26 protein-coding genes and 1 pseudogene are annotated in these 24,421 nt (G+C 62.6%); 18 read left to right on the top strand and 9 right to left on the bottom strand.

The window, feature by feature from the left end:
- Nucleotides 1-29 precede the first annotated feature (29 nt).
- Both N2604_RS10350 and N2604_RS10345 read right to left on the bottom strand, forming a co-directional pair.
- Nucleotides 30-212, bottom strand: coding sequence for a hypothetical protein (locus tag N2604_RS10350; RefSeq protein ID WP_260374613.1), 183 nt, complete (start codon nucleotides 210-212; stop codon nucleotides 30-32).
- A gap of 141 nt (nucleotides 213-353) precedes the next feature.
- Nucleotides 354-1,250, bottom strand: a complete 897-nt coding sequence (locus N2604_RS10345) for a LysR family transcriptional regulator (protein WP_260374612.1) — start codon at nucleotides 1,248-1,250, stop codon at nucleotides 354-356.
- A gap of 220 nt (nucleotides 1,251-1,470) precedes the next feature.
- Between N2604_RS10345 and N2604_RS10340 the strand changes: the two genes are divergently transcribed.
- The 9 genes from N2604_RS10340 (at nucleotide 1,471) to N2604_RS10300 (ending at nucleotide 8,508) form a co-directional block, all read left to right on the top strand.
- The gene (locus tag N2604_RS10340; protein ID WP_260374611.1) at nucleotides 1,471-1,611 is read left to right on the top strand and encodes a hypothetical protein; all 141 of its coding nucleotides are present in this window, start codon (nucleotides 1,471-1,473) and stop codon (nucleotides 1,609-1,611) included.
- A 176-nt stretch (nucleotides 1,612-1,787) separates the two neighbouring features.
- The gene (locus N2604_RS10335; protein ID WP_260374610.1) at nucleotides 1,788-2,162 is read left to right on the top strand and encodes a DUF1127 domain-containing protein; all 375 of its coding nucleotides are present in this window, start codon (nucleotides 1,788-1,790) and stop codon (nucleotides 2,160-2,162) included.
- Complete coding sequence (locus N2604_RS10330; protein WP_260374609.1) at nucleotides 2,153-2,911, top strand: sulfite exporter TauE/SafE family protein; 759 nt, start codon at nucleotides 2,153-2,155, stop codon at nucleotides 2,909-2,911. Before N2604_RS10335 ends, N2604_RS10330 begins: the two co-directional genes overlap by 10 nt.
- Before the next feature lie 125 nt (nucleotides 2,912-3,036).
- Nucleotides 3,037-4,038 carry a helix-turn-helix domain-containing protein gene (locus N2604_RS10325; RefSeq protein WP_260374608.1) on the top strand — a complete coding sequence of 334 codons (1,002 nt, stop codon included), beginning with the start codon at nucleotides 3,037-3,039 and terminating at the stop codon, nucleotides 4,036-4,038.
- Between the two features lie 538 nt (nucleotides 4,039-4,576).
- Entirely contained in the window at nucleotides 4,577-4,807 is a 231-nt protein-coding gene (locus N2604_RS10320) for a hypothetical protein (protein ID WP_260374607.1), read from the top strand.
- Between the two features lie 101 nt (nucleotides 4,808-4,908).
- Nucleotides 4,909-6,891, top strand: a complete 1,983-nt coding sequence (locus tag N2604_RS10315) for an FUSC family protein (RefSeq protein ID WP_260374606.1) — start codon at nucleotides 4,909-4,911, stop codon at nucleotides 6,889-6,891.
- Nucleotides 6,888-7,097, top strand: a complete 210-nt coding sequence (locus N2604_RS10310; protein WP_211406814.1) for a DUF1656 domain-containing protein — start codon at nucleotides 6,888-6,890, stop codon at nucleotides 7,095-7,097. The genes N2604_RS10315 and N2604_RS10310 overlap by 4 nt, the downstream gene beginning before the upstream one ends.
- A 44-nt stretch (nucleotides 7,098-7,141) precedes the next feature.
- A complete protein-coding gene (locus tag N2604_RS10305; protein ID WP_409241698.1) occupies nucleotides 7,142-7,537 on the top strand; it encodes a DUF983 domain-containing protein in 396 nt (131 codons plus the stop codon).
- The gene (locus tag N2604_RS10300; RefSeq protein ID WP_260374604.1) at nucleotides 7,534-8,508 is read left to right on the top strand and encodes an HlyD family secretion protein; all 975 of its coding nucleotides are present in this window, start codon (nucleotides 7,534-7,536) and stop codon (nucleotides 8,506-8,508) included. Before N2604_RS10305 ends, N2604_RS10300 begins: the two co-directional genes overlap by 4 nt.
- A 222-nt stretch (nucleotides 8,509-8,730) precedes the next feature.
- Here the strand turns inward: N2604_RS10300 and N2604_RS10295 are convergent, their stop codons facing one another.
- The 6 genes from N2604_RS10295 to N2604_RS10270 form a co-directional block, all read right to left on the bottom strand.
- Nucleotides 8,731-9,120 (bottom strand): cupin domain-containing protein, encoded by a 390-nt coding sequence (locus N2604_RS10295; RefSeq protein WP_260374603.1) that lies wholly within the window; start codon nucleotides 9,118-9,120, stop codon nucleotides 8,731-8,733.
- Between the two features lie 46 nt (nucleotides 9,121-9,166).
- Nucleotides 9,167-9,919 (bottom strand): SDR family oxidoreductase, encoded by a 753-nt coding sequence (locus tag N2604_RS10290; protein WP_260374602.1) that lies wholly within the window; start codon nucleotides 9,917-9,919, stop codon nucleotides 9,167-9,169.
- A 102-nt stretch (nucleotides 9,920-10,021) separates the two neighbouring features.
- Nucleotides 10,022-10,759: an acetoacetate decarboxylase gene (locus tag N2604_RS10285; protein WP_260374601.1), complete on the bottom strand. Its 738-nt coding sequence runs from the start codon at nucleotides 10,757-10,759 to the stop codon at nucleotides 10,022-10,024.
- 57 nt (nucleotides 10,760-10,816) lie between these two features.
- Nucleotides 10,817-12,094, bottom strand: a complete 1,278-nt coding sequence (locus N2604_RS10280; RefSeq protein WP_260374600.1) for a DUF3734 domain-containing protein — start codon at nucleotides 12,092-12,094, stop codon at nucleotides 10,817-10,819.
- A gap of 546 nt (nucleotides 12,095-12,640) precedes the next feature.
- Entirely contained in the window at nucleotides 12,641-13,219 is a 579-nt protein-coding gene (locus N2604_RS10275) for a hypothetical protein (protein ID WP_260374599.1), read from the bottom strand.
- A 296-nt stretch (nucleotides 13,220-13,515) separates the two neighbouring features.
- Nucleotides 13,516-14,127: a TetR/AcrR family transcriptional regulator gene (locus N2604_RS10270; RefSeq protein WP_260374598.1), complete on the bottom strand. Its 612-nt coding sequence runs from the start codon at nucleotides 14,125-14,127 to the stop codon at nucleotides 13,516-13,518.
- 286 nt (nucleotides 14,128-14,413) lie between these two features.
- On the opposite strand from N2604_RS10270, the gene N2604_RS10265 reads away from it, so the two are divergent.
- The 3 genes from N2604_RS10265 to N2604_RS10255 all read left to right on the top strand — a co-directional run bounded on the left by N2604_RS10265 (nucleotide 14,414) and on the right by N2604_RS10255 (nucleotide 18,229).
- On the top strand, nucleotides 14,414-15,517 hold the full coding sequence (locus N2604_RS10265; RefSeq protein ID WP_260374597.1) for an HlyD family efflux transporter periplasmic adaptor subunit: 1,104 nt from the start codon (nucleotides 14,414-14,416) through the stop codon (nucleotides 15,515-15,517).
- A 1-nt stretch (nucleotide 15,518) separates the two neighbouring features.
- Nucleotides 15,519-17,051: a DHA2 family efflux MFS transporter permease subunit gene (locus tag N2604_RS10260; protein WP_260374595.1), complete on the top strand. Its 1,533-nt coding sequence runs from the start codon at nucleotides 15,519-15,521 to the stop codon at nucleotides 17,049-17,051.
- A gap of 440 nt (nucleotides 17,052-17,491) precedes the next feature.
- Nucleotides 17,492-18,229 carry a catalase gene (locus tag N2604_RS10255; RefSeq protein WP_260374594.1) on the top strand — a complete coding sequence of 246 codons (738 nt, stop codon included), beginning with the start codon at nucleotides 17,492-17,494 and terminating at the stop codon, nucleotides 18,227-18,229.
- A 14-nt stretch (nucleotides 18,230-18,243) separates the two neighbouring features.
- Here the strand turns inward: N2604_RS10255 and N2604_RS10250 are convergent, their stop codons facing one another.
- Nucleotides 18,244-19,173 carry an AraC family transcriptional regulator gene (locus N2604_RS10250; RefSeq protein ID WP_260376199.1) on the bottom strand — a complete coding sequence of 310 codons (930 nt, stop codon included), beginning with the start codon at nucleotides 19,171-19,173 and terminating at the stop codon, nucleotides 18,244-18,246.
- A 340-nt stretch (nucleotides 19,174-19,513) separates the two neighbouring features.
- On the opposite strand from N2604_RS10250, the gene N2604_RS10245 reads away from it, so the two are divergent.
- The 6 genes and pseudogenes from N2604_RS10245 to N2604_RS10220 all read left to right on the top strand — a co-directional run bounded on the left by N2604_RS10245 (nucleotide 19,514) and on the right by N2604_RS10220 (nucleotide 24,411).
- On the top strand, nucleotides 19,514-20,467 hold the full coding sequence (locus tag N2604_RS10245) for an AraC family transcriptional regulator (RefSeq protein WP_260374593.1): 954 nt from the start codon (nucleotides 19,514-19,516) through the stop codon (nucleotides 20,465-20,467).
- Between the two features lie 54 nt (nucleotides 20,468-20,521).
- On the top strand, nucleotides 20,522-21,196 hold the full coding sequence (locus N2604_RS10240) for an SDR family oxidoreductase (RefSeq protein WP_260374592.1): 675 nt from the start codon (nucleotides 20,522-20,524) through the stop codon (nucleotides 21,194-21,196).
- Between the two features lie 211 nt (nucleotides 21,197-21,407).
- Nucleotides 21,408-21,671 (top strand): hypothetical protein, encoded by a 264-nt coding sequence (locus N2604_RS10235; RefSeq protein ID WP_260374591.1) that lies wholly within the window; start codon nucleotides 21,408-21,410, stop codon nucleotides 21,669-21,671.
- A gap of 97 nt (nucleotides 21,672-21,768) precedes the next feature.
- Nucleotides 21,769-22,071 carry a hypothetical protein gene (locus tag N2604_RS10230; RefSeq protein ID WP_260374590.1) on the top strand — a complete coding sequence of 101 codons (303 nt, stop codon included), beginning with the start codon at nucleotides 21,769-21,771 and terminating at the stop codon, nucleotides 22,069-22,071.
- A gap of 113 nt (nucleotides 22,072-22,184) precedes the next feature.
- On the top strand, nucleotides 22,185-23,402 hold the full coding sequence (locus N2604_RS10225) for an NAD(P)/FAD-dependent oxidoreductase (RefSeq protein WP_260374589.1): 1,218 nt from the start codon (nucleotides 22,185-22,187) through the stop codon (nucleotides 23,400-23,402).
- A gap of 75 nt (nucleotides 23,403-23,477) precedes the next feature.
- Nucleotides 23,478-24,411, top strand: a pseudogene (locus tag N2604_RS10220) (MBL fold metallo-hydrolase).
- Nucleotides 24,412-24,421 lie beyond the last annotated feature (10 nt).

The raw sequence follows: 24,421 nt of genomic DNA, 5'->3' as shown, positions 1-24,421 counted from the left end.
TTGGCGATCGAACACGGCGAAGTCGTGGATCACGACAACGGTTCGCCGCCCCGATGAATCCAGGTTCCGTTGATGACGATCGGTGCGCTGTCGGGCTGCCCGCTGACCGGATCGCCCGGCGGGAAGACGCTGTCGTAGATCGCGCGGGCTTCTCGTATCAGGCGGAGCCGTTCACGCTCGGCCTTCGGGATAAATTGGATGACTTCACCCATATTCGCCTCCAGTTGGTAACGCCGTTTCCGGCAGGTCGTGACTGGGAGGTGGGGCGAAAGGCCCGGGTCAACAGGCGGGGAAACCGGGAGTCATCCTTCCGGATTTTGGAAGCTCGACAGCAGAGCTCACACTGTCGGGATCTACTCGGCGAAAGCTCGCTTCAGCCGCGGTGCTGCAAAGTCCAGGAATACTCTCACCTTGATCGGCAGAAACCGGTTGGCCGTGTAGACGAGATTAACCGGCATTGACGGTGGCTGGAATTCATCCAGCACGGTTCTCAATGCTCCTGCTTCGGGAGCAGCTTCGAGCTGGTAAGCGAAGGCGATGCAAATTCCCACGCCAGCGCGGGCTGCCGTGCAAGCTGCTTCCGCGCTGCCCACAATGAGCCGCGTATGCACCGGCGCCGCGATGGTCGCCTTGCCTCTGACGAATGTCCAGACGTCGGGTGGCGAGAAGCCGGGATAGCTGATGCAATCATGTCCGGCCAGATCTTCAGGCGTACGCGGCGTTCCGCGCGCCGCCAGATAAGCGGGACTGGCGCACACCACTCGGCGCGTCCTGCCGAGCCGTAGCGCGACCAGGCTCGAATCCGGCAACTCGCCGATGCGCACCGCAACGTCGATTTGCTCCTGGGCCAGGCTCAGCTTCTGATCGGTGGGGATCATCCTGACCTTGATGTCCGGATAGGTCTTGAGGAAGTCCGCGATGATCGGCATCAGAATGATGCGCCCAAGGCCCAGCGGGGTGGTCACGGCCAGCTCGCCCGTCGGCGTGGTGTACTCCCCGGAGGCGGTACGCTCCGCTTCGCTCACATCGTTGAGAATGCGCTTGCAAGCCGCAACGTAGGACGTGCCTGCATCCGTCAACACCAGCTGCCGGCTCGACCGGTTGAAGAGTTTGGTCCGCAGGTGAGCCTCGAGCTCGGATACGTTGCGACTGACTGTTGTGAGTGGCGTTTTCAACCGACGCGCCGCGGCGGACAAGCTGCCCTGCTCGACCACGGTCAGAAAGGTCGACATCGCTTCCAGGCGATCCATCGGATCCCTTCCAAAATTCGGGAGGATACCTCCCGATCTTGCCATATCGCCCCGGACGGCGGAAGGCGGCATCGCCTGAGATGATCCGGTTGGCCATTCGAGCGAGCCTTCCGCTGCCTGGAAGGACCCTTTCCATCTATGGCCCTTTCTGAAGCGGGCTTTCCAATCGATGTTTTTGGATGATGACGCGAGAAGCGCCGTCTCAACACAGGAGAGTTCAATGACAAGGCATCTCGAATCCTATCGGTACGAAATCCAGTACAGCGACGACGCCGACTTCGTCACGTATCAGCGCAAATCGAGCGACGGCGTCTGGCAGACGGTTTCGGCGTGGATGATTCCAAATTCGGCGGAGGACTGAGTGTCGGCCGCCATTGCGTGGACCGCTGGGCTTCCGTGTCGGCCGGCTCTGACAATCCGCCTCAGCCGAAGCTTGAAATTGTACTCCGTACAATGTTTCGATTGCACCGAGTATTGTATCGGAACATTCTACTCGACCTGGGCCGGCGTTCAGAACCAAATCACGAGCCGCTATCAGTGCCGGCCGTGAAGCCCCTCCCCCGGAGCATTGAAATCTCGCCTCGGAGCATTGGATCCAAAATGCCTGCGATAGTCTCGACGATCATCCTTCCTGCTGCCATCAAGGGGTCCGGGATCGCATCTCGGCTGCTTGCCGGCGCTTGCGAGAGACTCGCGGGCTATCTCGGCCGGCGGACCGCCATTGCCTGCCTTCACGATCTCGACGACCGCGCACTGCGGGACATCGGCATCCGCCGTTTTCAGATCGAGGCGGCAGTTGACGGTCTCATCACATTCTCTGGTCAAGCGGACCAAGAGATGGTGAACCCCGCCGTCACGATCTCACGCGAGCGCCGGCGCGCGCCAACCATGGAGTCGGCGCCATGGAGCTGACCGTCGCCACGATCCTGATCGCCTTTGCCGGTGTGTTCCTGATCTGCTTCATGAAGGGCGCGTTTGGCGGCGGATTCTCAATTGTGGGCATTCCGCTATTGTCGCTCGTAATGGATCCCGTCACCGCCGGCGGCCTTCTCGCGCCATTGTTCATCGCGATGGACTTGTTCGCCCTTCGCTACTGGAGGCCTTCGACCTGGTCGAAGCCAGATCTTCTGCTGCTGTTACCGGGTCTCGTGGCCGGCATTGGATTTGGATATCTGCTGTTCCGCTTCCTTGATCACCGCGCCATCGCGATCGCGATGGCCGCGACCACGTTGATCTTCGTGGCACTGTGGCTTGCCGCAGGCGCGGAGGTGATAACTCGTCCGCGTTCGACGCCGAAGGCGATCACGGCTGGCCTCGCCTCGGGAGTCACGACCATGGTAACGCATTCGGGCGGACCGCCGCTTGCGATGTATCTGTTGCCCCTCGGCCTCAGCAAGGAGATCTACGCAGGCACGACCAGCCTGTTCTTCACCGTCGGCAACGCGACCAAGGCCGTGCCATGGCTCCTGCTGGTCAAGCCGACCGGAAACGTCTGGACATTGATGGCGATCTGCCTGCTCGCCATTCCCGCTGGCGTGTGGGCGGGTTGGCGGCTTCACGGAAGCCTGGACCAACGCCAGATCTATCGGGTCTGCTACGGATTGCTGGTCGTGACGGCGCTGAAACTGCTGTGGGACGGGGTCTCCGGCTATCTCGTGTGAGCCGATTGTTCGCGATGTGTGAGACTCACAAACCCTGACAGCCTCTAACAACCGATAACGAGCAAATTGCGCCGCCTATGCCAAGTTAGTTCGCAACAATGATGGATGCGATCCCGGAGCGCCCCATGGTGACGCAATCAGAACCGACCGCCGCAGGCCACTATGAGCCGTGGCCGCACCGCGGCGCTGGTGAAACCGATTGTCCCGGGAAGCTGCTGCTGTCTTCAGCCGGTCGGGGCTGGTCTGGCTTGTCGGCCGAATTGTGCACAGCGAGAAGAGGCTTGGTTCCATGGAGGACCCCACAATCCGATATCAGGATTTGCGTCGCTCTCCGTAGCAGCGGTGAATCGACTGTAACACGCCGGGCGCCTGGCATCGAGAGCCGGATAGTCGCGAGGCGTGGTGCGGTTTGGTTCTCTCCTCCTGGTTTGCAGGACGGTTCGGTTGATTTTGCTCAAGATACGCCGGAATTCCTGCATCTCCATCTTCCACTGAGCTATTTCTCGTCGGCCCATCTAAATACGGATATCCATCAATCCGTAGTCGGCGCGCTAAGCTACGAGAGCGCTTTCGAAGATCCGCTACTGGCCGAGATCGGCTTTGCGGTCGCATCGGAGCTAAAGACGGAAACCTCCACCGGCAATCTGCTTGTCGATGCCCTCGCGGCCAGCCTGGCAGCGAGGCTAGTTCAGAGATACGCCAGCGCATTATCCGCTCGATCCTTTCCTCACCATACAAACCACGGGCTCGATCGGCGCAGACTCTCCCGTGTGCTGGACTACATTGAAGCAAACCTCGAAGGAGATCTCAGCATCGATCGCATGGCATCGATTGCGTGTCTCAGTCGATTTCATTTCGCACGAGCCTTCAGGCAAGCCATTGGTCAAGCGCCGCATCGCTACGTCAGTGCGAGGCGTCTTGAGCGCGCAAAAACGCTTTTGACACGCGGTGATCTCCCGCTGGTCGACATCGCGCTCTCGCTGGGCTTCTCAGGCCAAGCCAATTTTACGCGGGCCTTCAAGCAGGCGACCGGGCAGGCGCCAGGTCAATATCGTCAAGCGGCGGGATCACAAGGGTCCAAATCCTCTCTGGCGGATATCAGGCAGTCGCTTTCGGTTTTTGCCTGAACCTGCATATCGTTTGCGCACCAGCCGGCAGCAACAAATGATAAGACGACAGCACGCGATGCAAAGCCCGCGAGCCGTCATACGACTATCTTCGCCATGGTAGGTCACTGAGAGACCGCCTGCCATGCCGATACGTCAGTACTTTGTGTGGGTGGGAAGCGTCCTGCTTGTGGCGTTGTTTGCCGCCGATTGGTTGCTTCCAGCGCCCCGTGCTCATTCGCATTCCGCAATCGCTCCGAGCGAACGGGCCAATTTGCGCATCCGCTCGGATCACAAATGGCCGGAACGGGTGGTGTTCGACCCTGGGCGCGCGCCAGTGACGCACGCTGCTGCGTCCGGGCCCGCGCCGAACGTCGTTCGCGAAGACGAACCTCTGACCGCGCGGCGCAGCCCGCTCGATGCGTTCGCGACGGTCGAAGAGGCTCCGGCCGCCGCTCCGACAGCAAGAAATGAAAATGCATCGGCAACCCGGGCAAAGCCACGGCAGTCCAGAACCCGTACGACGAGTGCAGCCAAAACCCATTGATCGGGGAACGACATGAAAGACGTTCTGTGCCTCGCCGTGCTCGCTGGCAAAATCCTGTGCCTTCTGATGTTCGTGAACATTCTGAAGCCGGACGTCATCGGCGTCGCCCAGACGTCGTCCGATCCTGCTGACTGCAGGATGGAGCGTTCAGGGTTGCAGCAATGCGTCTCGAACGCATTTGCAACAGCGTCGCTGACCGACGCGAAGTCATGCATCGGACATAGAAGCATCGCTCACTGCTAAAGCAACTGTCCGCCGACGCCACAATCGCCATGACCCAAATTGCCTCATTCCGGGATCGACATGCCGCCCTCATCTTCGCGCTGCGGACCTTTGCAGCGGCGATGCTGGCGTTCTCGATCGCGCTGCTGCTGGACATGCCGCGCCCCTATTGGGCCATGGCGTCGGTCTATATCACCTCCAACCTGTTCACGGGGGCGACCACCTCCAAGGCCGTCTACCGCATTCTGGGCACGCTGATTGGCGCGGCAGGAACGATCGTGCTGATCCCGAACCTCGTCAATGCGCCGGAGCTGCTCAGCCTCTGCATCGCGCTGTGGGTTGGCATCTGCCTGTATCTCTCGCTGATCGACGGCACGCCGCGCAGCTACGTCTTCATGCTGGCCGGCTACACCGTAGCGCTGCTCGGATTTCCCATCGTCTCGACGCCCCAGTCGGCCTTCGACATCGTGGTTTCCCGCGTGCAGGAGATCACGCTCGGAATCGTCTGCGCGAGCGTCGTCGCGATGCTCGTGCTGCCCCGCAGCGTGGCTTCCGCAGTCACCGCACAAACCGACGCATGGCTCGCCGGCGCGCGCCGGCTCGCTGCGGACGTCCTGACGGGCCGCGGCAGCGATCAGAAGCGTGACAATGAACGCATGCGTCTTGCCGCTGCGGCCTCCGAAATCGACCAGCTTGGGCGCCATCTCGGCTATGAGGCGACCGCTTCCGCGAATATCGTGCGAGCGCTGCAGCGCCTCCGGCAGCATATGCTATCGCTGCTTCCGCTGCTCGGATCGATCGAAGACCGCAAGCTGCCAATCAACTCGCAGGACGAGGCGGCTGCGCGCGTTGCCTCCATCTGCACAAGGATAGCGGCATGGCTCGAAGCGAGTTGGGGCGATGGACAGGAAGCAAACGCGTTGCGCGCAGCACTCGATGACGTACGACCGACACCGAGCGTGGATGCTGACTGGATCGAGATCACGATCTTCGGTCTCGTTGCGCGGCTTCGCAACCTCATCGACGTCATGCAGGATTGCCAGCTCCTGCGCGAGGCCATCTCAGAGGGGCGCAATCCGGAAGCGCTTCCTCTGGTCTTCTCTCATGGCGCCGCGGCTGTTGCCGTTCCGCATCGCGACCACTGGTCTGCGCTGCTGGCGGCCGGGTCCGTAGCCCTTGCGGTGCTTTGCTGCAGCTGCTTCTCCATTGCGACCGGCTGGTCGGACGGGGTTGCCGCTCCGCTCTTTGCCGCCGTCGTCGGCAGTTTCCTGGCAGGCGTGGACGATCCGCTTCCAGCGTTTCGCAATTTCTACGGCGTGTTCCTCATCGTTATCGCCGTGCATGGCATCTACCTGTTTGGCGTGCTGCCGCGGATTACGACTCTCGAGGTGCTCATTGTCGCATTGATGCCGATTTTCCTTTTATTCGGCTGGATGGCTGCGCGACCCGCGACCGCACGCCTCGGCGCCATACTCGCCATCTATCTCTCGGTGCAACTGGCGTTGACCGAGACCTATTCGGCCGACTTTACCTCCTATGCCAACTCCAGCGTTGCGCTGATGCTGGGCGTGGCGCTGACCGGCGTGACCTGCGGCATGGTTCGCCTGGTCGGGGCTGACTGGATCGCAAACCGGTTGCTACGAAGCAATTGGACTACGCTTGCATCGGTCGCCGAGCGTACGTCGGATCAAGATCCCTGTGCGCTTGCCAGTCTTATGCAGCATCGCCTCGCCCTGATTGCTGCGCGCATCACCGTCGTTCCTGCCGACGCAAGGAGCGGCGCCGCCAATCTCCGCCAGCTTCGGACGGCGCTCAACATTGTCGGCGTGAGGCGGGCGAGCTTGGGCCTGTCACGCTGCACAAGAGCGGCAGTCGAAGCCTTTTTCGCTCGTCTTGCCCCGATTTGCAGGATCCATGCGGCGGGGCCGCTTCCAGATGGCCTAATCGGACAGCTCGATAGCACCATCGCATTGACGTTGCAGGAACCCTCGAGCGAAGCCCGCGATCACGTGCTGATCGGTCTCACCGGCGTTCGTTCCGGGCTCTTTCCGGAGTCGCCGGCCTATCAAGCACAGCAAATCGAATCTGGGACGATCGCCGCATGAATTACCAACTTGACCTTTTCGGCGTGCTCGTTCCGACGCTCCTGCTCTGGAGCGTGGTTGCCTACGTGCTTGCGCGCCTCGTCAGCAAGCTGATTGCGCGTATCGGCCTCTATCGATGGATCTGGCATCCCGCACTCTTCGATTTCGCGCTTTTCATCTGCCTGGTCACCGGCCTCGTCTTGGGCTCCACGGAGTTATTCTCATGACAGCACCCGTTTCATTCCAGAAAGCCTTATGGCGGGGGTTCACGATGAAGTGCCCGAACTGCGGTCGAGGCCGTCTGTTCGGCCGCTTTCTCAAGGTGGTCGGCAACTGCGAGGTCTGCGGCGAAGATTACACGCCGCAACGCGCCGATGACCTTCCGGCCTATCTTGTGATCGCGATCGTCGGCCACCTCGTCGTGCCAGGGCTTCTTGCCGTCGAGATGACCTATTCACCTCCGGCCTGGCTTCAATTGCTGATCTGGCTCCCTGTCACCGGGCTTTCCGCCTTCTTTCTGCTACAGCCCATGAAGGGGACAATCGTCGGCCTGCAATGGCAGACCGGCATGCACGATTTCGAGGCCGCCAGACGCCGGCGGGATCGAGAGGCGCCCGATGGCGTCACGCCCGTTCCTCACCTCGCCTCTAAGGAGTTGGTGTCATGAAAGCCGTCGTGAATTCGCTGCGTCCTTTCGCGCTGACCGGTCTCATCGTGCTGGTCGCGCTTTGGGCCGGCTACAAGCTGTGGGATTACTACTTTGATGCGCCCTGGACCCGTGACGGCCACGTACGCGCCGACGTGGTGCCCGTGGCTCCCGATGTTTCCGGCTTTGTGAGCGAGGTTCTGGTTCGGGACAATCAGCAAGTACAAAAGGGTGACGTGCTCTTCCGGATCGACCGGGCGCGCTATGAAATCGCGCTCAAGCAGGCAGAGGCGGTACAGGAAGGCAAGCGCGCCACGCTCGACAACGCCAGCGCCGATCTGAAGCGCTACAGTGCGCTGACGCCCGGCGTCGTGGTTTCCACGCAGCGGATGGACCAGGTTGTCGCCATCCAGGGCTCGGCCCAGGCGGCCTATGACCAAGCCGTCGCGGACGTTGCACTTGCGAAGCTCAACATCGAGCGCAGCGAGGTGCGGGCCTCGGTTAGCGGCATTGTCACCAACAATGAGCTGCGGCCGGGCGCCTACCTCACCCCCGGAAAGGGCGTGATGGCGCTGCTCGACACCGGCACGCTGCACGTCCAGGGCTACTTCGAGGAAACCAAGCTGCAGCGCATCCATATCGGCGATCCCGTCAACGTGCGCCTGATGGGAAGCAGCCGTGCGTTGCTGGGCAAGGTCGAGAGCGTTGCAGCCGGCATCGAGGACCGCGATCGCAGCAACGGCTCGACCCTGCTTGCCAACGTCAACCCGACCTTCAACTGGGTCCGCCTGGCGCAACGTGTCCCAGTCCGGATCGCGCTAGAAGGCACCGAGCGAGACGAACTCGTTGCGGGCGCTACCGCGACCGTCGAGGTGCTCGGCCCCGGATCACACAGCTATGCGACCGCAACCAAAAATCAACACAGGACCGAACAGCTCTCCAGCTGCCGCATGGCGCAAACCGCGATCGCGATCGCACCGTCATGCAGCTGAAAGCTGACCATACAAAGGCTCCATGAAGATGTTGGTCGCGTTTCTGGCAATGCTGAGCACCGGTATTTTCGCGGCCCATATTCTCGAAGCGCTGCACACGGGCCTGTCGAGAACGTAACATGGCCGATCGTAGCCGATAGCCGGATGCCGCTTCCGCTTCGCGAAGGCCTCAATCAGGCAGGGCTTTCCCCAGTTGGTTTCGTGCACTTGGGGTACGTACGATCATTGTACTGGTACCAGCGCCGGGGCACCCTTGTCCTTGATCAGGAGCACCAGAAATTTCGCCGGCTGGGTGGCGCTCGCGTTCCGGTCGACGACATGAACGTCAGATGGGCCTTCATAGAAGGACTGTCCCGGCGTCAGCATCACCTCTTGTCCGCCCTTCAGCTGCATCACCACCGAGCCCTCCAGCACGTAGACAAACGCGTGGGCATTGTGCCGATGGATCGCGCTTGATCCGCCGGGCGCGTGCTCCACCGTGATCATCAGAGCTTCCCGGCCGGGAGTCTCCGCAAGATCCTTGGACATCAGTGGCGTGACCTTCGGCTCCTGAGCCACCGCGGTGCCGGCGGTGAGGCACAGAAGAACCAACGCAACGAGTTTGATCATCATAGTCGTCTCTTTTGTTGGTTGTCCGGGACGCAGACTGGTCGTGGGATCAGGCTTTTGGCTGTGAGCGGCGGAGCCATTCGTCCAAACCGATGCGGCCGAGGCGTGCCTCGCCCAGCGGCACCAGCGATTTCTCCTCGACCCGACCGCCCCAGTATAAGGCCTCCGGATCGCTCACGACCTCTCGCGGATCGCCGAGCGCCTTCAGATAGCGGGCGATGATTTCGTTGAATGGGGCTCGTTCCGGGCCGGCGATCTCGACGATGCCACTTCGTGGCGCCGCGACCGCCACTTCGGCGACGTTCGCAGCAACGTCGTCCGATGCGATGGGCTGGAACAGGATGGGCGGCAGCCTGACCGTTTTTCCATCTGAACTTGAATCGGCGATGCCACCGAGAAATTCCAGAAACTGGGTCGAACGGACGATGGTGTATGGAATGCCGGAGGCCTCGATCAGTTTCTCCTGGGCAACCTTGCCGCGGAAATAGCCATTATCCGTCCGGTCGGTTGCGACGATGGATAGCGCGACATGGTGCCGGACGTTCGCTGCGGCCTCCGCTGCGAGGAGATTCCGGCCGGAGGTCTCGAAGAACTCTAGCACCGCTTTGTCTTCAAATGACGGCGAATTGGCGAGATCAATTACCACCTGCGCGCCGGCCAGGGCCTCTTTGAGCCCCTCGCCGGTGATGGTGTTGACGCCGGTGTTGGGCGAAGCGGCGATGACCTCATGGCCGCCCTGGCGCAAAATGGCGACGGTCTTCGAGCCGATCAGGCCGGTGCCGCCGATGACGACGATCTTCATGTGATGACTCCCGAATTCGGCCCAGCGACGTGCTGGACATCTATTATCGGTTCAGCTGGCGCAGAAGGGACATGACGTCCGGCATGAGCTAGCCCTCTCCTTTCAGCGCAAGTAGTCGTGCACGACCTTGCCCAAGCCGAGGGTCAGATCGGCGATAATGTGGACGCCCGACAAGACCTCGAGCACTGGTAGCTCGGCCACCGGCGCCAGCGCATGCGCGCGGAGGTCGAGCGCGGCCGGACCGGTCCAGGCGCCTTTGACAGTAATGTCCTCGAGATAGTACTCGACGAGCTCGCAGACGCGCGGTGTGCCGTCGACATGCGGAATGATCTTGAGGAGGAAGTTCGGCGCGGCGAGCGATGCCTTAACAGCCGCCAAATCCAAAGTCTTGTGCTTGTAACCCATTGACCCGGTGGCGATGCGCACCGGCCCGTAATCGAGCGTGCCGACAACCGTGTCGACCTCGATGTGTAGCGTAGGATCGGCGAGCTTCTTGGGGAAGCCCCAAAGCTCGCGGCCGCCGGCGATCGGCCCCTCGTCGTTGAGGAACATACAGTGCGAATAGCCGCCCTGGCGGCCGCGGAACGTGACCGGAATGACCTGGCCGGTCTCGGTGTAGTCGCCGAAGCCGGTCGAATCCGGCATGCGGATGAACTCATACTTGACGACGTCGCCATCCGGCACGAGCGGCTCCGGCACCAGCGCGCGCAACTTCTCAGGATCAGTGCGGTAGGTGATGATCAGATACTCGCGATCGATGAAGCGATAGGGCCCCGGCGGATAGGCCGGGCTCGTCAATGGCATCGCAAACGCTCGCTCGCGAATGTCGCCTTCTCTCATCGTTGCAGCTCCTGATATCGGTGTGTCGAAGGGACGCCGCCTCTCACGGGCCGGGGCTCAATCGCGATCCCCAGCAAAGTCGAAGATGGTGAGTTCCTGGCCATTGCCGGCGCGCTCCAGCACCTCGGGATGGCGCAGCGTGCGGATGGTGTCGTAGTAGCCGGAACGCCAATGCTCCGTCATGGAAATCCGGGAGAACTCATAGTCTTTCGAGTCGCCTTCGTAGCCTCTCGGCCGATAGATGAGGTGCACGAGGTTGTAGGCGTGGCGTTGCGCGCGCGAGGCCAGGAATTTGGCTTCCTCGCTTTGCTTGAACTCGTCCGGCAGTTGGTCCAGGAGCGTGGCGACGGAGTATTCCATTTTGTGCAGCAGCTTAATGAAATTCGTGAAAGCGCGGGTGCGGCTCGAGTATTGGATCTCTTTCTGACGGGTGGCAACTTCAAGGAGGTTGCGCGGGAACTCGCCGCGTGCATTCCAGAGATCAACCTGAAACACGAGCGCATCGGGCATCCGCTGGCCCGTCACGCGCGTGTTCGTCACAAGCCACTGGAGTGGCGTGTTCGAGACGAGGCCGCCATCCCAATAGTGTTCGCCCTCAATCTCGATGGCTGGGAAGCCGGGCGGTAGCGCGCCGCTGGCCATCACGTGCTCGGGTCCGATCACCTGCGTTCCGGGGGCGAAATAGACCAGATTGCCGCTGCGCACATTCACCGCGCCGAGGCTGAGACGCGTGTCGCGATCGTCGGAGTTTATGCGGTCGAAATCGACGAAGCGCTCGAGCGTCGCTCTCAGCGGCAGCGTGTCATAGTAGCTCGTCGCCTCGATCGTGCCGGGCGGATGAAACCACGGATTGGGCAGTCGCGGCCCGAAGAAGCCCGGCGTTCCGGCGCAGGCAACTGTGAGCGCGCTCAGCTGATTGGCGAGCGTGCGCGCAGCTTCGCCTCGTCCAAAGGGACCCACGGCGTCGGTGTCGAAGCCCATGGCCGGGGTGGAGATCTCCTCCCAGAACTCGCGCAGCCTATCGACGCGTCGCTCGGGCGCGTTGCCGGCGATGATGGCGGCGTTGATGGCGCCGATCGAAATGCCGACGACCCAATCCGGATGAAGTCCAGTCTCGGCCAAGGCCTGATAAACGCCCGCCTGGTAGGCGCCGAGCGCGCCGCCCCCCTGCAGCAGCAGCACGACGCGATTGAAAGGGAGGCCCTCGCGCAGGTTCCGGCCCTTGCTCGCTGTGCGCGGTTTCGGAACGGGCGGTCTTTCCGCGAGCGGCGTGTCGGGCACGCGTTGGCGCAGCGCTACCGTCGGCAGGCTCTCCGAGATCGTGCTCTTGGCCATGTTGACCTCCCTCGTCGATGACTGGGAATCTTTGATGACCGGGGCGCCTTAATTGCGATTCGAAAAGCAGGTTCAAATGCTAGTGAGAAGAAATGATCTGGTCGCCCCTTCGCACTCAACACCAGGATAACATGCCGCGCCGCTTTCTTCGATAGCGTCGACTGGTCAGCTATACTGGTCTATTTGTGGAGGTCCCGGTGGCTCATATCCGAGTTGGGTCGCCTGCCGCCAGCAATCTGGACGACGCCTGCATGACGCAGGCTCATCAGACAGTCAAAGACGGCGTCAAATCCCGCGTCGGTCGCTCTCCGCACTTCCAACGCGTGACTGGCAGAGCCTCTAAAGATCGCGCAACATCCTCCGTTGTCGTTAGACGTGCTCAGGTCTAGCTTCAAGGGATCATGAGCGCATCGCTCTACGCACTGCTGGGCCGGGCGAGAAGCGAAATAAACTCACCCAGCCCCGTTCAACGATACCATACGCGAGGCTTTGCCGGCGGTCCGCGATCGTCAACAAGACTGATCGATCTGCAGCCGCACGAACGGCTCATTTGCGCGTCGAGAGGGAGCGTGTGCTCCAGGCTGCCTGGTTCAGGTCTCGTTGGGGGCGCATGTCCGCGGCAGCCGACGCCGGGCGGTAGCGCCGGATCGCGCCAATGATCACGATCACGAAAAATACCAGCACGATGCCCTGGACGATCGCGAACGGCGGCTCGGCGGGTGGTACGCTTGGCGCCAGCGCATGCAATGCCGGCACTTTCAGGAAGGACTGGATCACCAGCACGAAGACGTTGAGATAAAGCGAGACGAGCGCGGAGAGCACGTAGATCCAGCGCCAAGAGCCGGCGAGCCTCGTGCCGTAAAGCGCGAAACAGGCGATCCCCAGCAGAACCAGCGAGAGGATGGCGATCATATGGGACGGCAACGGCTTCTCGAACAGCAGCGGCGGAATCAGAAGCCCCGAAGCGCTGGTCAGGATGGTGGATGCAAGGAAAACGGCAGTGAGGCTCGGCATCCGCTTCGAGCCGAGCATTCCGAACATCACCACCAGGCCCGCCGCGATTGCAATCAGGCTGATGATCACGTGCACGATCGTGAACGTCGCCAGGCTTGTACCCAGTATCATGATGCGTCTCCAAATTCGATCCGAGCCATTGTCGCCTCCATATGTTTGGTAGGCTCACCGTTTAACGGATCGAGCGTACGCCTGCCCCAGAGCGATTGAGGCGGTTGTAGAGATATTGCTGTTAAGATGTGCGCGCCCGACACCGGAAGTTTGCGCGTACACTAGGGTCCGCAGCGGACGCTGGCGGCAACATGGCTATCGGTGCGATCGATACGAGCGATGTGTCGTTTCCACGCGCCCGATCCGACAGTCGGCGCCTGCGTAGCCAAGCACGAAGAGGTTATGCACGCCGGCCCTTACCGCCTTCGTGCGCCTCGCTTCGGGGCGGACCGACGTACCGCGCCATAGATTCCGTGAAGGAAGATGCCGATCGCAGATGCCACAGCGGCTTCCGCTTCCTCCGGGGACGGCGGTGGCCGCAATCCGAGGATGACCCGCAGATGGAGGTTGTCGCGCAGCATCCCAACGAAGTGGTCCGCCGCCGCATGGCAGTCCTCGACGTGGATCTCCCCGCGGGCCCTTGCCTGCTCCAGCACCTCGGCGAGGCGGGCTGAGGCGCGGCCTGGTCCCTTTTCGTAGAAAGCCTTCGCCAGTTCGGGAAACCGCGGCGCTTCGGTCATAATCGATCGATAGATACCGATGACGGCAGGCGACATGTAGATCGCCAGCAGTCGCCGCCCGAAGTCGCGCAGGATCTCACCGAGGTTGCGGCCGGCGAACTGCTCCACGGAGAGCGCCGCAAGGGCGGTGTCCGCGCTCTCGGAAACCAGGGCGGTGAATATGCCTTCCTTGCTTCCGAACTCGTTGTAGATGGTTCGCTTCGAGCCGCCGATGCGCGCGATGATGGCGTCGATGCTGGCCGCGGCATAACCCTGTTCGAAAAACACCTGAGCGGCCGCCTCGAGCATAGCGGTGCGCCGGTATTCTTGAGACGGCCGCCTGGAGCGAGCCGCTGCTGTCATGGTGGCTCCGTTCAACATTCGTAACTTGACCGGTACGGTACGTTACCTTACCTGTCAACGGTAACGACGATTACCATTTGGATGGCGAATATGGAACTCGCGAAGCAGGCGGCATCCACGAGCTACCAGGCCGATCCCCGGCGCGCGCTCCAATTCCCCAAGTCCTCGCCTGATCCCGCCGCAAAAGCGGCCCCCCCGGGCGAGGACGGATCGAGCTTCGGCATCGCGGACGATGTCCCCGCAGGTCAACCGGTGCAGAACAGGCAACGGCGCAAACGGTTGTTTCTCATGTTCGCAGTTGGATTGGCGGTGGGGCTGGGCGACCTTCCTCGCCCCAGACACCGAAACCACCGAGAACGCCTACACCAACGTCGAGGTATTCCAAGTCACGCCGCTCGTCGGCGCGCCCGTCAAGCACGTCCTGGTGGTCAACAGTCAGCATGTCCGGGCCGGCGACACCTTGGTCGAACTCGATGACACGGATCTGCGGCTGGCAGCCGCGCAGGCCGAGGCAGCTTTGGGCCAGGCACGGCGCAAAGTCCGCCAAATCATCGCGAACGACGAGAATCTTGCCGGCCAGGAAGATGTTCGCGCTGCGGATGAGGGAACGGCACGTGCCGATCTCGCTCGCGCTCAGGCCGACCTCGCCAAGGCCCTGAACGACCAGGCGCGGTCGAAAAAACTTGCGGCCGGCGGATGGGCCACGGTTCAACGGCTCGACGACAACGAGACCGCTGTCCTGCAAGCCCAGGCCGCGGTTTCGCAGGGGGAGGCCCGCGTCAAGGCCGCGGAGGCCGCCCGGGCCGCCGCCGCCGGCGCACGTCGAGCCAATCAGGTGCTGTTCGAGGACACCACCGTCGATACGAATCCCGAGGTCATCGCTGCCCAAACAAAGCTGGACCAGGCCAAGGTTGATCTCGCTCGTGCGGTGATCCGTGCGCCCATCGACGGCATCGTCGACCAGCGCCGGGTTGCCGACGGTCAGCGCGTTCAGGCCGGCACTCCCATCATGGTCGTGGTGCCCCTGCAGGACATGTACGTCGACGCCAACTTCAAGGAAGTGCAGCTCAGCCGCGTCAAGCCCGGACAGCCGGTGCTTCTCAAGTCTGATCTCTACGGGTCTGACGTTTTCTACCACGGTCGCGTTGCCGGCTTTGCCGGCGGGACCGGCTCGGCCTTTGCCGCGATCCCGGCACAGAATGCGACGGGCAATTGGATCAAGGTGGTTCAGCGCCTTCCCGTGCGGGTGCGGCTCGATCCGAAGGAGCTCGCCAGGCACCCTTTGCGCGTGGGCCTCTCGATGCATGCGACGATTGATCTGTCGGGTGCGCGTTAGAATGTCGGAAGAGACAAGACATCGCAAATCCGGTCATCCGCCGCTGGGCGGGGCGACTCTCGTGCTGGCGGCCGCGGCGCTGTCGTTCGGCAACTTCATGGTGGTGCTCGACACCACGATCGCCAATGTCGCCATGCCGACGGTCTCGGGCGACCTCGGTGTTTCGACGACTGAGGGCACCTGGATCATCACGGCTTACGCGGTTGCCGAGGCGATCACTGTCCCGCTGACGGGTTGGCTCGCGCGACGGTTCGGGGAGGTTCGCCTCTTCTCGGCCTGCGTCGTCGCCTTCGTGATCAGCTCGATCCTGTGCGGCCTGTCGGGAAGCCTTGGCCTGCTGGTGCTGTTCCGGATTCTGCAGGGCGTCGTGGGCGGGCCAATCATCCCCCTCTCCTCCACGCTGCTGATGTCGATCTTTCCGAGGGGAAAGGCGAACGTCGGATTGGCGGTATGGGGTTTGACGACCGTGGTGGCTCCCATCTTCGGACCGATCCTCGGAGGCTATATCTCGGACAACTACGCCTGGGGCTGGATCTTCTATATCAACATCCCGTTCGGCGCGGCAGTCGGCAGCATCGCGTGGTGGTTGATGCGTGGCCGCGAGACCCCGACCAAAAGCAAGCGCTTCGACATCGTCGGACTACTTTTGCTCGTCGTTTTCGTTAGCGCCTTCCAGATGATGATCGACAAGGGCCGCGAGCTGGACTGGTTTTCGTCCCCGTTCATCGTCGGTTCGGCCATCGTGGCCTTCGTTGCGCTGGTCGCTCTCGTCATCTGGGAATTGACCGACGAAGAGCCCGTGCTCGATTTTTCGGTGTTCAGATCCCGCAACTGGGTCGTGTCGACGGTGTCGCTGGGCCTGATGTTCGGCCTATTTTTCGGCAACATCGTCCTGACGCCGCTCTGGCTGCAGCAGATGATGGGATACACGGCGACGTGGGCTGGCTTCGCGACGGCACCGATGGGCATTCTGGCGGTGATCACGGCTCCGATCGTCGGCCGGCTCATGGCGAAAGTAGATCCGAGACTTATCGTCAGCTACGGCATGGCGATGCTGGCGGTCTCCTTCTACATGCGGGCACATCTCAACGCGCAGGCCGACTACATGTCCGTTGCGATCGCGATGTTCGTGCTGGGAGCGGGCGTACCGGCTTGCCTCGTGACGCTGACCTCGCTTGCCGTCTCCGATCTCCCGCCGGAGAAAGTAGCGAACGGCTCCGGGCTGCAGAACTTCATTCGCATCATGGCGATGGCGGTCGGAGCCTCGCTCACCTCCACATATTGGGAGGATGCCACCAAGGAGAACCGGGCCAACCTCGTCTCGATCATCGATCCGGCGACAACTCCAGCGACGCCACCGGGACTGCCGGCCGACTCCGGCCTCGCCGTGTTCTCCAGGATGGTCGATGCGCAGGCGGTGATGCTCGCCACCAATGATTTCTACGCGATGGCGACGATACTCATTCTGATCTTCGCGGGTGTCGTCTGGCTGGCGAAGCGACCGAAAGGCCCCCTGAAGCAGGTGAGCCATTGAATTCGGGCAGCCAGGCCGGGGGGCCGCCTACCGAAACGCGGGATGGGCGGACACGAAAGAAAGGCAGCAATCGCTCTACAGCTGGGGCAATCGCTCTGGCGCGGCGGCACCGTCGGTCCGCTAGATCATCTCCGTGTCCATGCCCGACGCACGGATGAAAGATGATCCGGAAAAGCATCATAGTGCCCCGCGCACCATAGACGCGGCAGCTACCCGCCCGTGTTGCATTGCATCCGCATTGGCGCGGCCCGAACCCATACACGAGGGCATCCGATCATTTCGCATACGATCAACAGCTCTAGGTCGCAACTGCTGTGACCAGGCCTTCACCAAGACGGCGCGCGGTTTCCGAAGAGGGCCAATGCGTCCGCGGGACCTATTTCCCCTCGGAGCGGGCGGCAGAGATCACCAGATCGCTGAGCTTCACAAGACCATCGCGCGTGCTGGCGCAATTCTCGGCGGACGATGGCTTTCCCGCAACGGCGGACGCCGAGAATGGAGTGCTGCGAGGCTTCGCTTTCAGGCTCGGAGACGTCGATCGGCGGTCGGACATCCTCACGCAGAGCGCCCCAATTCACGGTGCGAGAATGCTCGAACATATGCTGCCTTTCGTAGGGAGGGGCATGTCCGGATCAACTGGCAGGTCGGACCCGAAAGTCAATACGTTATCCTCCGCCAACGGCGAAAAGCCCCGTCGGACGAGATTTCCCACCGCCGGGGCCCAGCGGGGGAGTTTTGCCCGCACTACCTTTTGGGGCGTACACGCGTTTCGCGCGACAAATGCCAAGGGCGAAACCCGCTTCATCAAGTTTAAGGTCGAGCCGGTCGGCGCGCAGGTCACGGTGACCGAGGACGAGGCCAGGACAACGCTCGCCGGCGTCCTAAAAGATGACCTCGAGTTGCGCATCGCGGCACGCGATGTCCGTTTCAGCGTGATGGCGGTGCTCGATCGTCCGGGCGACCCGATCATGGACGTCGCCATCCGCTGGCCGGACGAGGACAAGCGCGAAGCGGTGCGGCTGGGCACGATCGTCATCACTGGTTTGGAGACGAACGAGGTGTGGAACGGATTGGCCTTCGATCCGGCAAATCTCGCCGAAGGCATCGGGCATCCGCCCGACGAGGTATTTGCGGCCCGCTGCGCCGCCTACGCCGCCTCACGGATCGGAGGGGGCTGACCTCACCAAGCTTCTCATGCCTCAGCTTCCGTCGAACCGAGTTTTTCGCGGCGCCACATGCCGGGACTCACACCGACGGCGGACGAAAACACCCGTGTGAAATGACTTTGATTGGCGAAGCCGGCGAAAATCGCGATCTCCGATAGCGTCAGCTCGCGAATGGCCATCAACTGCTTGGCCACCTTGATGCGCTGCCGAAGCAACCACCGGTGTGGCGGCAGACCGGTGGAGACACGAAACGCGCGGGAGAAATAGCTGACCGACAGATCGAACTCGGCCGCGATCTGCTGCAGCGAAACCGTTCCTGCGAGATTGGCTTCGAGTCTTTCGCAAGCTCGCCTGACCTGCCACGGAGCAAGGGCGCCACGTGCCGGCTTGCTGACATGCAGGCCACCATAGGCCTCAGCGACGTGCGCCGTGAGCGCAAGCATCATGTGATCGACGAAAAGCTGGTTCGCCTCGGACGGCCGTCGCAATGCCTGCATGAGCGACGCGCCGATATGACGCACGATTTCGTCGCGGAAGCCGGTGCCGAACTGGCAGTCGAGTTGGCCCACGCTACGCACGCCGGCGTCTTCCGCCACACCGTTGAGCGCCAGCGCCGGGAGATAGAAATGAAGGGAGTGGAACGGCTTTTCGATCACGAAACGCGGGTTGTACTTCAGGTCGTAGAGATACGTCGCGCCTGCCCGGACGTCGGGCCTGACCACGCACTTGCCGCGCTCCCAATATTCGCAATCGGGATAATCGCGAAGTTTCAAGCTGACAATGTACGCGTCTTCGGGGGGAATTTCGCCGCAGAGACCGTGAACGGGATTGTCATCCCGAGTTTCGGTGACAGCGACGTGGACGCCACGGATTGACCGAGTGGTCAGCGACGACGGTGCCTGTCGAAGGCGGAGAAATTCTCTGTACTTCTGACCGTGGAAGCCACTCTGCGCCATTGGCCGGTCCTGCTGGTCGCGCCGGGCGGCGGATGTCGTCATCCCCGCACCGTGCATGGACTATCGGCCCTCGGAAAGCGGTCGTCCAGCTTCGTCGAAGCTTCACCGCCGTCCGAGACACGTAAGAACGTCAGCGGTGCTGACCATCTCGTGCGCAGCGCCCCGTGCATGGACCATGGCCGGCTGCGCCAATGGAATGCGATTTTAGGCGCCTGCCAGCATATCGACCGTTCAGAATTGGACAATCCACGGCGAATTCAGGCAAGACGGCGCACCCGACCACGGCTAGAACGGAGGCCGAAAGCTCGATCCGGGTGCGCCTCAACGACGAGGACGGTCCATGAGCAGTCCACGCTTGAAAGATATTCCGCACAATCAGCGGGACGCGCCTCCGACCCAGCCACGCGATTTGCCGATCGGCGAGCACAGCCCTCACGCGGACGAGGAAATGTCGCGCGTGCTCAAGATGGCGCCACTGCGCATGGCTTCGGATCCGTCCAGCGGTGTGATCACCTTCTGGAGGCATGACCCCCTGCACGACGTCGTCAAACCGATGATCGATCATGTCGTCATGGCTTTTCCCGCCGAGCCGGTCCGGTTCGAGCGCCGTGACGGAAAGGAGTTCGTGAACGGAATGACGCGCCCCGGCACCGTGACGATCATTCCGGCCGGTTCATCCTCGCGCTGGGATATCTACCAGCCCTTGAGCGTCGTCCAACTCTACATTCCGCAGACAACGCTGGAACGCGTAGCCCGTGAAGCCGGAACAGCCGCTCCCAGCGACCTCGTGGAGCGAACGGCGCATCCCGACTCCGTTACATCTCGATTGCTCCTGAGCGCGGCGGACGCCCTGGAAGGCAGCGCCGCGCTGGATTCGCTGTTCAGGCACCAACTGACGGACCTTCTGGCCACGCGCCTTCTCGCGGCCCACTCCGGCTCGCCTGCAGCGGTCCGACCGGTCATGGGCGGGTTGTCGCCAAAGGTACTGGGTCGCGCCATCGAACGCCTGCGCTCGGACTGCGATGCGGACGTATCGCTGGCCGCGCTTGCTGCCGACGCCGGCTTGTCGCGCTTCCACTTCTGCCGCGCCTTCAAGGAGAGCACGGGGCTCTCGCCGCATGCTTGGCTGCGCCAGTACCATCTTGAGCAAGCCATGAGCATGCTGCGCGATACCGACGTGTCGGTCGTCTCTGTCGCCGCCGCGCTCGGCTATTCCTCCCAGACCGCCTTCGCTGCGGCGTTCAGGAAGCTGACCGGCGAGACCCCCACCGATTGGCGGAAACGCATGCGGTGAGCTTCCGCGACGGTGGTCTCACCGTTCTATTGTAGCGTCGACAGGAGACAGGCGATGAAGACATTTCTCAGCATCGGCGGGGGCCCGGGAATGGGTCTCGCGACCGCCGAACGGTTCGCCAAAGAAGGTTTCCAGGTGGTCTTGGCCGCCCGCAGCGCCGCCAGGACGCAAGAGCTGGCCGAAAGGTTGACAAGTAAAGGGTACAAGGCGGACGCACGACAGGTGGACTCGAGCGATCCAAGGGGCGTCGCCGAACTGATCGCCGAAGTTCAGAAAGAGCACGGCTCGATCGACGTCCTGCACTACAACGCCGCCTCCGCGCGCAAGGCGACTCTGGCTGAACAGCCTCGCGATAGCTTCAACGAGGATCTCGCCGTGAACATCGGAGGAGCGCTCGTGGCGGCACAGGCTGCCGCTCCGAAGATGGAAGAGCAAGGATCGGGTGCGATCCTGTTGACGGGAGGCGGCTTCGCACTCGCTCCCAGCGCGGCATTTCTCTCGATCAGCATCGGCAAGGCCGGCATTCGCGCCTTGGCCCACGCGCTTTTCGAACCGTTCCGTGACAAGGGAATTCACGTCGCGACAGTGACCGTCTGTACCCTTGTGTCTCCGGAATCGAAGGAGGCCTCGGCGGTGGCCGAGCAGTTCTGGCATCTCTACAGCCAGCCCAAGGACTCCTGGACCGTCGAAACCAGCTACGCCCCTGCGGCGCATGAAAATGCTGCGTGATACGGACGAGACGTCCTCCTAACGCAGCCGCACTGGGCCGTTCCTCGCCGGCCACATTCGTCACAGGAGGTGACCGCAGCACCAAGCGATTGCCGCAGGCACATGAGTTGGCAGCAATCGCTCTACAGGTAGCGCAATCGCTCTGGGGCGGCCGCGGCTCAGATACGCTAGATCATCGCAATGCCCACATCCGATTGGATGGAGAAGGAAGATGATCCGCAAGAGCACCGTCAATTCCCGCGCGATAGCACTGAATTTCTCGCATTGGTCCGCAGTTTCCGATTTCGCCAGCAAGACGGCTGAGACAGTCTCCGACTTCGCAGGCGTCGTCCGCAACCTGGTCATGGACATCCGCGACAGCTACCGGCCCGAGCTGCACTACATGCGCGGCCCCGGACCCAAGTGGCGCGCCAAGCATCAGCCCTGGCTGGAAACTGACCCAGTCCCGAGCGACCGGCGCAAACGCGTTCATTAGCAGCAATCGCTCGACATGTACGGCAATCCCTCTGGGGCAGCGGTACGCGAGACGGACTAGACCATCACCGTCCAACGAACGCCGGTGGAGATCGACGATGATCCGGAAAACCTTCATCAACCAGCTTGCAATCACGTCGCGCCGGCGCGGCCTTGCCACAGCGATCGTGTACGGACTTTCGCTGGCCGTGCGCTTCACCTCAGCAACGGGCGAGGAGGTGGAGATCCCGGTGCAATCCCTGCAGAGGACCTATCCCGGGATCTCCGTCATGACCAGGGACCGCCCTTCGCTGCCCTACCAGGATTGGGTTCTGGGCTCGGCTCAGCCCGTCGTTCTCCGACAAGGCTGGTCGCTGAAGTCTCCGATGTCAGCGCGCTCGCCGGAGTGCCTCCCCCCATAACGGGCTGACGCCCTCGTTTCACGCCTTCGCGTCGTCGTCGATCGCCGCCCTTGGTGAAGGGCGGCGGCGGTAGCGCGCGGACTTTCGGAAGTCCAAACCAAGGAGCAAAACACATGAGATTAGTCATCATCGGCGCCGGCTTCGCCGGCATGTACGCCGCCCTCTCCGCCGCCCGCCTGCGCGACATCCAGGGCGTTTCGCCGGAAGAGCTCGAGATCGCGCTGGTCGCGCCGGAGCCGACGCTCGTCGTCCGCCCGCGGCTTTACGAGCGGAAGCCGGAGACCCTGACGGCGCCGCTGCTGGATGTCCTCAACGCGGTCGACGTCAACTACGTGCAGGGCAGCGCCGAGACGATCGACACCAAGTCACGCACGGTGCAGATCGCAACTAGCAAGGGACCGCGGAAGACGCTGTCCTACGACCGCCTGGTCGTGGCCACCGGCAGCAAACTGTTCCGTCCGAAGATTCCGGGGCTCGCCGAGCACGGCTATGCCGTCGACTCGCTCGATGATGCGGTAGCGCTCGACAAGCACCTGAAAGGCCTCGCCAAGCGCCCGGCCGTGAACGGCCGCGATACCGTCGTCGTGGCGGGCGGCGGTTTCACAGGCATCGAGGCCGCAACCGAAATGCCGGCGCGGCTGCGCGAGATCTTCGGCAAGGACGCCAAGCCGCGCGTCATCATCGTCGACCGCAATTCTGCGATCGCTCCCGACATGGGCGAAGGGCCCCGCCCCGTCATCGAGGACGCCCTGCGCAAGCTCGGCGTGGAGACGCGGCTAGGTGCCGGCGTCGCCTCGCTCGACGGGTCGGGCGTCACGCTCTCCAGCGGCGAGCACATCGAAAGCGAGACCGTAATCTGGGCGGCCGGTATTCGCGCCGCACCCTTGACCCAGCAGATTCCTGCCGAACGCGACAATTTCGGCCGGCTGCTGGTCGACCGCGATCTGCGCGTACCGGGAGTTGACGGCGTCTTTGCCACCGGCGACGCCGCGCGCGCCGCCTGCGACAGCGACGGCAACTACGCGCTGATGTCCTGCCAGCATGCCACGCGCATGGGCGCGTTCGCTGGCAATAACGCTGCCGCGGAGCTGCTGGGGGTCCCAACCAAACGCTACCACCAGAAGGGTTACGTGACCTGCCTGGACCTTGGCGAGGCCGGTGCGCTCTTCACGACCGGCTGGGAACGCAAGGTGGCCATGGTCGGCGACGTTGCCAAGAAGACCAAGCAGGAGATCAACACCGTCTGGATCTATCCGCCCAAGGCCCAGCGCGCCGCCGCGCTTGCCTCGGCCGATCCGGAGCGTGTGACCGACGTGACTGGCTTCCTCTAGACCCTTCACGCGAAACGGGCCGCGCTCCGTGCTGGCTGCGCGGCCTGCTCCAGGGAAACCAGCCAGCAGCCATACATGAAACGGGAGACGAACATGAACCTGCCCATGACTTCACCCTCCGCTGGATCAAAGGTCGACGAGTTGGTCCCGTCGCGCTACGCGCTGAAGATCGGCAACATTGACGTGATGGTGGTCAGCGATGGCGTGCTGCTGCTGCCCGGTGCGATGCTGGCCCACAATGCCGAACCGGCGGTGCGGGCGGCCTGGCTGAAGGAGAATTTCCTGCCGCCGGACGCGTTCGATTGGGCGCTGAACGTGGTCGTGGTGCGCAGCGGCAACCGGACCATCCTCATCGACGCCGGGATGGGAACGGAGTTTCCGGATTTGGAGAAGTCCGGGCACGTCATCCATCGACTGGAGGCCGCGGGGGTCGACCTCGCAGCCGTGACCGACGTGGTGCTGACCCACATGCACATGGACCACGTTGGCGGGCTGCTCATCGACGGAGTGAAAGCGCGGCTGCGCCCTGACCTTCGCATCCACGTGGCGGCCGCCGAGGTCAAGTTCTGGGGAGGCTCCGGATTTCTCGCGCGTCTCGATGCCGGACGGGTTTCCCGACGCGCTCCGGAAGACGGCCAAGAAGTTCGCGGCGGAGTATCGCAACCAGTTGCGGACCTTCGAGGATGAGCACGAGGTCGCCCCTGGCGTACTCGTTACGCGCACCGGCGGCCACACGCCCGGGCACAGCATCGTTCGCGTGACTTCCGGCGGCGAGCAACTGACATTCGCCGGCGACCTCGTGTTCACGGTCGGGTTCGAACACCCCGACTGGTTCAACGGCTTCGAGCACGACCCCGAGGAAGCGGTTCGCGTTCGCATCAAGCTGTTGCGGGAAGTGGCTGAAACCGGCGGTCTGCTGGTAGCCACGCACATGCCGTTCCCTTCCATTGGACATGTGGCGGTTGCCGGCGACGCTTTCCGCTGGGTGCCGGCCGCCTGGGACTATTGACTGCTATCGG

The organism is Bradyrhizobium sp. CB1015, from assembly GCF_025200925.1.
Taxonomy (GTDB): domain Bacteria; phylum Pseudomonadota; class Alphaproteobacteria; order Rhizobiales; family Xanthobacteraceae; genus Bradyrhizobium.
Note: the sequence above shows the minus strand (reverse complement) of the source record. Positions and strands in the feature narration are given on the sequence as shown.